The organism is Paraburkholderia sp. USG1 (genome assembly GCF_031570135.1).
GTDB lineage: Bacteria > Pseudomonadota > Gammaproteobacteria > Burkholderiales > Burkholderiaceae > Paraburkholderia > Paraburkholderia dioscoreae.
The window spans coordinates 1-10,052 of sequence record NZ_JAMWXW010000062.1 but is presented as its reverse complement, the minus strand read 5'-3'; the positions used below and the strand labels follow the sequence as shown (position 1 = coordinate 10,052).

Sequence of the window (10,052 nt, the reverse complement as noted above, 5' to 3'; positions counted from 1 at the left end):
TGCGGCGCTGTTCGGGCTGGGTCAAAACTTCAATGGGTTCCACGTTAGAGCTGGGCTTAAACATAGGCGTAAGACTACCTCAAAGTTTAAGCGTTCCTCGTGTCCGGTTTTCACGGGGGCCGCCCCAAATGGCGCGAGCCAACACCTACGCTTCGGCGTCGCCGGGCGTCTTCTATTACCCTGACCGGAAGTGGCAGCAATCTCCCGAAGGCATGAGCTACACATTCACAAGGGAGGGTGCCCCACAAATCGATGCCCGCGATAATGTCTATTACATGGCGGCAGGCAATTCGCCGTCAATGATGGAGAAGAACGTAGGCCAAGGGTCACAGTATCTTTGGACGTACCGGGACGGGGATGGCAACTTCCTCGACGGAGCAAAGCGCTACAAACTGCATATTCTGCCCGGCATACCAGCGAACAATTTCTGGTCGGTCGTCGTCTACGATTCCCTTAGCCGATCGGAACTGCAAAACGGGCAACCATTCCCTTCCGTGAGTCAATACACCAAGCCGGTCGTGAATGCTGACGGTTCAATAGACATCGTGTTCAGCCCTGAAGAACCAAAGGAAAAAGCAAACTGGATCAAAACCGTGCCTGGAAGAGGCTGGTTTCCGATCTTCCGCTTTTACAGCCCGTCGTCAGCGTTTTTCGACAAGTCTTGGAAACTGGAAGATATCGCCGCCGTCAGGTGACAGGGCATGGGCATTGAATTTCGGATTGCCGGTCGCGTTATCAGCCTAAAACGGCCATTCGATTTAAGGGACTGGGCCCGACGATGACCGGCTCAGCTCGATCCACCTCTGATCTTTGCTTGATGGGCGCGAAAGTCTAAAGCGCCCCTCAAAGCAGACGACCACGGAAAGGGGGGCGTTCGACCTCTGAATACTGCTACTGACCTTGCACCCCCGTGGTCTACTGGACTCTCGTCATGGGCGGGGCTTTCCATTTCCCGTCGAGCGCCGCGGGCTTTGGCCAATACAGACGCAACACTGAAAAGAACGGGCCGCCCGGTGCCGGCAGCCAGTTCGCCTGCTTCTCCGCTCCCGGTGAATCGTGCTGGATATAGAGCGTCAATCCGCCATCGGAATCGCGCTTCAGATCCGGCAGCATCGGTGAATTGATCAGATACCGGTTCAATGCATTCGTGTAGAGCAGGCTCGACGGCAATTCGTACAGCGTCAGGGACCAGAATGCGTTGACCGGAGGCAGTTGACTGGCAGCGAAGTGAAGCGTGTAACTGTGGGAGCCGTCGAGCTTCTGTTTGTCAGAGTCGACGAAGTAAAGCGGATACATGGCCTCCTGTTTCGAATTGCCGTAAATACCGAGCACCGCTGACGACATCCGCGCAAGATAGTCGTTTTTCAGGAAGGCGCGTGTGCCGAAGCCGTCACCGCTCTGAAGGATTCCGGTATCCAGCTTGGTGGCCTTGTGCTCGGCGAAGATCTTCCACGCATCGGCCATCCCGTCCACTACCGCTTGACGAACCTCGGGCGTCAACGATTGCTCGTCGAACGTTCTGCCCGCGCCGATGCCAAGTTTCCCAAAGCGCGCCATCAGTGCCTTCTCCGACGGATGAGTCGGACAGAACTGCAGAATGAAATTGAGTTCCTCGAAGAACTTCGGTGACGTGCGTTCGTCGTCGGCACTGAGTGGCTTGATGAAATCGATGGCGGGTGCTGGTGCCGGTGCCGGTTTGTTCAGGAACTGCGACAAGGACTGGACCTTGTAGCCCGACTGTATCCGCTTGACGTTGTCGATATCGTTCGGGTTAAGGAGCTGCGTTCGATATACGACAAGATCGAATTCGGTTTCTGAGTGGATCACCGCCTTGATGCCTTTTGGTTTGTCACCTTTCCAGTGCGGACCCACGACCAAATAGCTCGCCGCGTCGTTTCCGGTCGCCCGGCTTCCTACGTATGCGAAGTTGAACGTGTAAAGATCTATGAATTGCGCCGAGTAATATCGCCCTTTCTCGACGGCAGGAAAACTCAGGACCATTGGCTCGGCACGAAGATCGAGCCCGAGTTGTGAGTACGGCGTATCGGAATTGGGCGTCTGGACTTCCTTATCGTCCGGTGTAAAAACCCGTGCGGTGTTGTTGATCTGGTTCCAGGGTGCCTTGAACTCCGGGCTGCTCTTGTCGATGAAATAAGAATACTGAATACGGTAGCTGTCGACGAGAGGAAAACCGTAGATATAGGCGTCCTTCGCTATCGCCCGCGCTTCGACAGCGGAGAGCGGCTGAGCGATCGCGGCGATCGGTGCGAAAGAGAAACAGACAAGTTCTACAACCAGAAGCAGAACGGCACGTATCGATCCTGGCATTGCACTCTCCAGATGGCGCGCGAGTAGCTTGCTGCAACGCAATACGTCGCGAAGCAGGTCATGCAAATCCTTGCTGGAAGTCTTTCAAACATTAATATCACAAAACGCCCGGGTAGTCGCGGTGATGAGTCAGGCCGGGCGGCCGCTCTCCACCCCTAACCCGTCATTGACTTTGACGTACCAACTGTCGCTTCCTGGCCGGTCATCGACTTATGCAAACTGCATGCATTGCGAATCTCGCGAGGTCGCGATCGACAGCGCGCGACCCGGAAGGGACGTTCAGTATCTCCGTGAGCAGTCATTCGCGTCGCTGAATGGGCGTAAGCGTGTAAAGGACCTCGAAGCTCTCGCATATGAGAGGCATCGAACTGTCAGCCACCCGACCAATTCGGCTGCACTCATCTGTGAAGAAGCGCCAGTGCTCCGTCCGCCAATACGTTAGTGAAAGATCGCCTTCTCCTTCGCTAACCGCGAATTCAGCACCGACACAATCGAAAGGCACGATATGCACTTCAGTGACTCGTAAAACGAGCGCCGGTCGACCATGCCAGTCAAGCACTATTTCAATGTCTCCAGCCTCAGGAATTGACTCACCGTCGAAGTCCCACGACCAAGCCAGACTGCAGGTACCACGTTTTACGCCAGCACAAATGAGTGCGATCAGCGACTCCGAAAGTGCTTCCGAATCCCCAAATCCACCAACTCGAACGTACCCTTTAGGTAGATGTATGTCTTGTTCGGCCAAGTCGGTGACTAGCTCGTCTACACTTTTGCCCATCTATTTCGGTATCCTTTCGATTGCATTTATCGGTATCGGAATCTCGCGCGGTGATTGTCGACGATTGATGGGGTGTTGTCGAATGTCTCAAAATGGCCGGACCCCGTCCGCTGCCCGGTCGATCGCTGATCGCTGGGTTATGCGAAAAGCATGGATCGACCCTCTGCCGTCAGTGGGGTGGCCACAACGATACCGGCTGCTCACAATGCTTAACGGACATCCGCGCGCGAGGCCCTCTAGCGATGGTTCGCCGGTGCCTCACTGCATTAACGAGACAGACGGAAGAACGCTTGCCTACCGACGAGGCTGTTCAAAAGCGCTACGAATGCGCTAGAACAGCGATACCTGACGGGGATCGCGTGCAGAAAGGCGCGACGCAAGGGCCGTCCATCGGCCGCGACCCATAACGCGGTGTTTCGCAACACGGCGCCAGCGCGCAATGAGCGACGCGAAGTGCGCACCGTTTATCAGCGCTTGTTCAAGCAGTCCGGTTCTCCGGGTGCACTTGCAATGTATGCCCACAGCCATGGCCTTAGCACGGGGCGCTCGTGCTCAAGCAACAAGCAGCCCCCACTTATTCCGGCCCGGCAGTCGGTCTCGAATTGCCGGACCGTTGGTTTTGTTGGGAGTGTCGTCAACGAAATAGACGGAAGCCCCCGCCCAGGTTGGAATCTCTGACCTTGCCAGATGCACCGGCTCAACAACACGCCATAGATCCGTCCTGCGATCTTCAGATGCCCGGAAAACGCAACGTCAACGTGCTATCAGGATAGTTTCCATACCACAATGCCCGCGCTCATCAAAGGCAGTTCGCGCGGCTCCATTTGCATACAGGTCAACTCCGCGCTCGAAAGCTGTCATTCTCGGGGCATCGAACGTAAAGCGAACCCGTCGTATGCATTGTCGAGCTCAATGCGATGATCCGTTCGAAATCGCGTAGTCCGGAAGCACCCGTTTTTCTCAGAACGGTGCGAATCTGGCTTCGTACCGTGTCGAGCGATACGCGTCGGGTACTCGCGACGTCTTCAGCCGTTACGCCGCCCGCCAGGGCGACCGCGACTTCCGCTTCAGCGCGCGTGAGTCCGAACAGATCGATGAGCAGCCTGACGGGTGGCGATGACGGCCTAAGCAGATGGCGCGTGAGCACGGTCGCCGCGCCGTGGATGACGCTTGTGCCCATATTGGGCTGCGTTGACGAAGACAGGTGGCGCAGAGCCGGGCATACCAAAGCCGAAAGCATGCCGGAATCGCCCGGTAACGCGCCTGGCCGTGCGTGGATTTGCATGCCACCACCAGCGCCTCCTCGAGAGGCGGCACCCACTAGGCGGCAAAGCTGCGCGTCGTCGTCTGGATGACGCGCGAAAAGTCTGCATGCGCCTGTGACCGGTCCGGGCCGCGGCCGTGCCGAGGACAGTCCAGACTGCGAATCACTTAGCAACGCTGCGGCTTCCGCGTTGCTGTAAAGGATCCGCATTTCCCTGTCGACGACAATGACGCCAATCGGAAGTGCATCGAGCGCGCCGGCGCCAAGGCTGGATGTTGTGGGCGCTAACCGGGCGCGCATCTGAAGCCCGCGCTGCAAATGCGGAAGCAACTGGGCGAGAGTGCGCTTGTCCTCCTCACCAAATGGTCGCGATGCTACATCCCGATGCAACCCAAGCGGAATAACCTTCGACACGCTGAGCAGGCCGCCGATCATGTAGCGTCGCGAGCTCTTGCGACCGAACTCGTCGTAAAACTCGCTTTTGACATAGCTGGCGTCCGGAATAATCTCGTGACCGAGCCGGACGTCCCCCCGCCGACGCATTGTTTCCTCGACGCTCACCTCGCGCGCAGATGCGCGATAAGGATCAAGAAGAACGTACCCGGACGCGTATTCTTCGTCATACGAATCGTGACGCATCAGAAGGTTGCCCGGCGTGCCGCCCTCATCCGCCAGCCACAGCGTCGCACGTTGTGCATCCATAAGCGCCATCAGCTTGTCACCAAGATCCTGCCAGCTCGCACCTTCGCCGAGTGCGGCAGCATAGATCAGATCGACAGCTTCCAGGAGTTCTTTGCGTTGCAAGGGAGGCTCCGTGCGTGGAGGCCATTCAGCGTGACCATCACCACTTCTGGTGATGGCAAAGTACGCTCAATATTACACACTTCATTCGATTCCCACCCGGTTAAGGCCGTGCCGCAAATTGCACGGTTTCCGAAGTGCGCGACGGCGAACGGCCCGGCAAATCAAACCCAAAGAGCGAACTTTAGCGGTTAATCATCCACAACAAAGCAGGTAGCGCGTGAAGGAGAGGCCCCATGTCCCAGGAGACGGAAGAACATCGCAAACCGCCAATAAGGTCTCGGCCAGCTATGATTGCCCTGGCTGTTGCTGCCCTGTCGTCGATCTTTTTCGCGCATGGCTGCAATAGCGGCGTTGATAGCACTCCCACTGTCGTTGGGCAGACGAAACTGGACGGAACGTGCTTTACGAAGTTCGCGGTCAGCCTGCCGGTGTTCGGACCGGCAGGCTCGATACCGCGCGTGGATGCGGCGGTTCACCCCAACCTGACCGTCACCATGGCGGAGACCAGTCAGCAGGTGCTGCCACCAGGTTCCTACCCTAAATGCGGCGCGGGTGTCACGTTCGGCCCGACACGCGTATGGACCTACCAGACCACCGACACCAACACAGGGGCATTGCTGGGTCCGGCCCACTGGCCGGCGGTCACCATCGTGGCCCAGCGCGGCACCGCTACCCGGGCCACCTACGTCAACAAACTGCCGAGCTTCGATCCAGCGAATCCCAGCGGCCCAGGACTGGTGCAAGGAGAACTGCCATTCGACCAGACCGTGCACTGGGCCGATCCGTTGAAGAGCGGCTGCGGGATGCCGATGCAGGGCGCCGGTGTCAGTTCGGCGTGTAAGCAGAATTACATCGGTCCGGTTCCAGCTGCCGTTCATTTGCACGGTGCTGAAATTCCCGCCGCCTACGACGGCGACCCGGAATCATGGTTCACGCCAAATGGGCTGAAAGGCGCAGATTTCCACACGATCGGCAGCCCTGCTCCTGGCATAGCGATCTATGAATATCCGAATTCGCAGGAGCCTGGCACGCTGTGGTTCCATGATCATGCGCTGGGCGTCACGCGTCTGAACGTCTACGCGGGTCTCGCGGGTTTCTATTTTCTCAAGGACCCCAGCACGGAGCCCCAAGGCTATCCGGACGGTCCCCACGAAATCGAAATGGCAGTACAGGATCACACGTTCGACACACATGGCCAGCTCTATATGCCAATTCAGCAGGCTTCCCTTAATCATCCATTCTGGAGTCCAATATTCGAGGGCGATGTCGCAGTCGTGAATGGGGCGGCCTTCCCTTTCCTGAATGTCGAGCCGCGACGCTACCGCCTGCATATCCTGAACGGCAGCCTGAATCGCGGATATACGTTCGTCTTTGGCAAGGCGCCCGTCTACCTGGTCGGGGCGGATGACAATTATTTCGACAAACCCGTTCCCGTTGCGGTTTCCTCGGACGGTAATTCTGCGGGGGTACCGGTCTCGCCGGGTGAGCGGGCCGATATCATCGTCGACTTTTCCAACCTTGCCGGCCAGAACGTCAAAATGACAAATTCGCAGCGCGGCCAGGATGTTCAACTGGCCGATATCATGCTATTCCGGGTAGCTGCGTCAACATCGACCCCTGATACCAGTTGCGATCCCGCCAATCCGGACGCAGCATCCGGGTTCTGTGCCAGAAAAAACCCGCTGGTTCACCTGACCGATGGAAACGGCAATGTACTATCCGGAGTGAAAGTCGATCGGGTCAGGCAGATGGTCCTTTACGATCACGTCGAGACGTCTGGCGGCCCCGTCCCCACGGATATCAAGGAGTATGTCAATAACACCACGTGGAACGGTCTGGAGTCGGCAAGCATCGCACATGATTTCCCGAGCGACGGCATCAGCGAACTGCCGCGTGTGGGTTCGACAGAACTGTGGGAAATCCTTTATCTGTCGACGATGCCCGGGGCTAGCCATCCGGTTCACCTCCATTTGACCCAATTCCAGGTTCTCAATCGTCAGGCCTTCAATACGGCTCAATATCTGACGGACTGGAACAAGGCATTCGGTGCGCCAGGCAGCAGCCCAACGCCTTTGCCGGCGGGATGTACCGCGGGCACGTACTGCGCCGACTATGGGCCTCCTCTCGACTACGCAACACCCAATAAGGACGGTGCGCTCGGCGGCAATCTTCCCTTCAGCGGCTACCTGCAAGGCGCCACCATTCTCCCAACGGCTGGGGAGTCGGGATGGAAGGACACGGCGGATGCACATTCAGGACAGGTGCTCAGAATTCTCGTGCGATGGACCCCTTCGAGCGTTCCTGTCACCGCCAACCAGTCCGACGCAGGACAGAACCTGTACGAGTTCGACCCGACGCAGGGATATTACGTGTGGCACTGTCATGTCCTCACGCATGAGGACAACGAGATGATGCGGCCGTATCGCGTGACGAATTGAAGGCGGATCGAATGCACTCCGGTCTACCGGCACGTCTGAAGCCTCACGCTTACCGGGTTCACGGTTCTATAAAGGTTGCATGCGTCGTTGCCGCGCATCCTGGTCGCCGCCCAGCGAGCGTGAAACGGCTATCGGATCGCTTGCTGGTCGCGGCGGTATTTTGCTTCATTGCCGTCACGACATCCGTTCGTACTCCGCTCGAAAATGAAGTTACGGTCTACATGTTGTCTTGTGACGGAGAACCGGTCAACGGTGTCTGCTACGGCAAGGATAAAACGTACCCGCCTTTCACGTACAAGGTGTCGGTTGACCAACATTCCGTGTGGTATTGGACGATGGGCGATCCGGGTATGCGACGTGAGCTTTCGTTCTGCGCAGTTCATGACACAAACAGCTGGTTATGCCAGTGGAACAGCGATGAAATTCCAAGGACAAGATTCGGGATGGTGTCCGGAAAATACGTGGAGATCGCAACCTGTGTGACGGATACGACTCACCGACCTCCAATTCAGGTACCGATGTGGCGCTGGTGGCTTGTACGGTTGCACGAGAAGCTTTCCTGAAGGCTTTGTGATAGAGCTTCTGTTGCGCGCACGTTTGTTCAGTTCAAAATGACTGCCATGGGGAGCGAGAATAGTCCACAAAAAGGTCGACGATACTCGTGACTGAACGCGTAAGCTACCATCCACAACGGCCAAGCAATGATCGGCCAGTCATCGGCCTGCGGTGGCCACGGCGGCCGATAATGTGATATGCATCATTGGTGGTCGAACGGCCGTTCACGGGGCGAAGCCGTCGCACGAATGTCCAAACGGCAGCCGCGACGAGTGACGCCTCCTGGCCGCGCACCGACTCATGCAAAACGCATCGACGGCGCGCCCTCCGTTGATCTCGATCGACGCCAGGCGACCCACATGGGCCGCCCGGCAGCGGGCTGCGAATGTCCCAAAGTCGGCGGTAATCAGCCGGACGTGGTCCGTCCACCGTTGAGACCTATATTGGCAAAGGCGGGCTACGGAAAGCGCAATGACCGAATTTCCTCACAGGCGCCATCGATGCCTGGGAAGAGCGCCCCCGCTGTAATACCCATCAGGCGTAAGTCGGACAGCGCCTCCGATGCTTCAGATACCGGTACGTCGAACGCCTCAAGGAATGAGCGGTTGAATCGCTGCTCACAAAGCGCGACGTAGCCCTCCACGTCGTCAACACTGGTGACGCTTGACAATGCTTGTTGCGGAATAGCGCGCGGATTGTTCTGAGTCTGAAATTCGAGAAACGAGAGATTGTTCCGCGGAGTTGCCAGCATCGGAATTGATTCGATAGTGCCTGTCCACGCTTCATGGTCGAATTTGTAGATTCTCACGTGGCGTTCCTTGCCTGCTCCGGCAACGCGCCCGTGCCGCCTGAAGGCAAAAAAGGCGGCGACGAACGGGGAAAAGGACCAGTCCAAAAGCGGCGTAGGGTAGCCGTGGTGCTGTAGCAAGTGGAGAAATGCGCCACGGCCATCGTTTGAGACTATGTCTAATGGCTGAGATAGTGCCCCGCTTAGTCTTCGATACATCATCGTCACATCTTGCTGCGTATAGCGGTAGAGCTCTGCTCGCCCTTCCCTGTGGAAAAGGGATCGTAGTGGCCAGCGTGAATCGGATTGTCCCCTGAAAATGTGCTTGCGATAGGGCATCCTGAAGAACTCATCCTTGATGTTCTGCCAACTAAGGACGCGAGCCTTGAGAGTGCTCGCTTGGTCCGCGCCCATTCGATGCACGACAGCGTGGCCGATATCTCCCAAGTCTGTCGTGTACGAGAGGCGCATGCGATCGTGGTGCCAGTCGCCCTCGATGTACACTCGACGCGCCGCTGACTGCGGTGTCTTTGTGACCTGCGATAGATACAGGCTGCTGTCGATAAACGGAAATGGAACATCCACCTGCCCTGTATAGGTCAGCAACACTGCTTCGGTAGCAAACGGGTTCTCGTGCGCCGCAACGCGAATAGGAATGGCGCTACAAACGTATGGTGGATTGATCGGCCAATTGAATATTAGCCCTTCGTAGGTTTCGCCGACGCGATCCAGATTGACGACGAGATTAGCGTCGTTACCGTGCGCAGTAGCGTACTTGGTACCCAGCCATTGTCCGTTCATTTTTCTTTCCGCTTAGTGTCGGCACATCGATTCTAATGGCACTCACGCTCGAAGCGACCTGCTCGCCAGTTCAGCAATGGTTGATACGGCTACGTGACCGTCATTTGTCTTCGATTGGCGAGCGTCTTGCGAACGGCAGGTAGGCGTTCGTGAACGGCCGCTTGCAAACCGGGAGTGTCTGAATTTTTGTGTGCAAGGCAGATAAAAGCCTGCCGTCTGGCAGGTCGTCAATTGCATTCTACAAATGAATCCTGGTGAAGCGATCCTCGTAGAGGATCGCGAACTGGTTCATCGCGG

General features: G+C 57.1%; 6 protein-coding genes. 2 read left to right on the top strand and 4 right to left on the bottom strand.

Annotated elements, in window-relative coordinates; all coding sequences use genetic code 11:
* A partial coding sequence (locus NE850_RS39120) for a DUF1214 domain-containing protein (protein WP_310700404.1) occupies positions 1-695 on the top strand: 695 nt, incomplete at its 5' end.
* A 220-nt stretch (positions 696-915) separates the two neighbouring features.
* Here the strand turns inward: NE850_RS39120 and NE850_RS39115 are convergent.
* The 3 genes from NE850_RS39115 to NE850_RS39105 all read right to left on the bottom strand — a co-directional run bounded on the left by NE850_RS39115 (position 916) and on the right by NE850_RS39105 (position 5,174).
* On the bottom strand, positions 916-2,328 hold the full coding sequence (locus NE850_RS39115) for a DUF1254 domain-containing protein (RefSeq protein WP_310700403.1): 1,413 nt from the start codon (positions 2,326-2,328) through the stop codon (positions 916-918).
* 298 nt (positions 2,329-2,626) lie between these two features.
* A complete protein-coding gene (locus NE850_RS39110) occupies positions 2,627-3,106 on the bottom strand; it encodes an ASCH domain-containing protein (protein ID WP_310700402.1) in 480 nt (159 codons plus the stop codon).
* Between the two features lie 835 nt (positions 3,107-3,941).
* Positions 3,942-5,174: a PAS domain-containing protein gene (locus NE850_RS39105; protein WP_310700401.1), complete on the bottom strand. Its 1,233-nt coding sequence runs from the start codon at positions 5,172-5,174 to the stop codon at positions 3,942-3,944.
* A gap of 233 nt (positions 5,175-5,407) precedes the next feature.
* Between NE850_RS39105 and NE850_RS39100 the strand changes: the two genes are divergently transcribed.
* On the top strand, positions 5,408-7,612 hold the full coding sequence (locus NE850_RS39100) for a multicopper oxidase domain-containing protein (RefSeq protein ID WP_310700400.1): 2,205 nt from the start codon (positions 5,408-5,410) through the stop codon (positions 7,610-7,612).
* Positions 7,613-8,624: 1,012 nt separating this feature from the next.
* Here NE850_RS39100 and NE850_RS39095 read toward each other — a convergent pair.
* Complete coding sequence (locus tag NE850_RS39095; RefSeq protein WP_310700399.1) at positions 8,625-9,755, bottom strand: FRG domain-containing protein; 1,131 nt, start codon at positions 9,753-9,755, stop codon at positions 8,625-8,627.
* Positions 9,756-10,052 lie beyond the last annotated feature (297 nt).

Coding starts and splice junctions, on each gene's coding strand:
- NE850_RS39115 (WP_310700403.1), bottom strand. CDS start 2,328: ATGCCAGGATCGATACGTGCCGTTCTGCTTCTGGTTGTAGAACTTGTC.
- NE850_RS39110 (WP_310700402.1), bottom strand. CDS start 3,106: ATGGGCAAAAGTGTAGACGAGCTAGTCACCGACTTGGCCGAACAAGAC.
- NE850_RS39100 (WP_310700400.1), top strand. CDS start 5,408: ATGTCCCAGGAGACGGAAGAACATCGCAAACCGCCAATAAGGTCTCGG.
- NE850_RS39095 (WP_310700399.1), bottom strand. CDS start 9,755: ATGAACGGACAATGGCTGGGTACCAAGTACGCTACTGCGCACGGTAAC.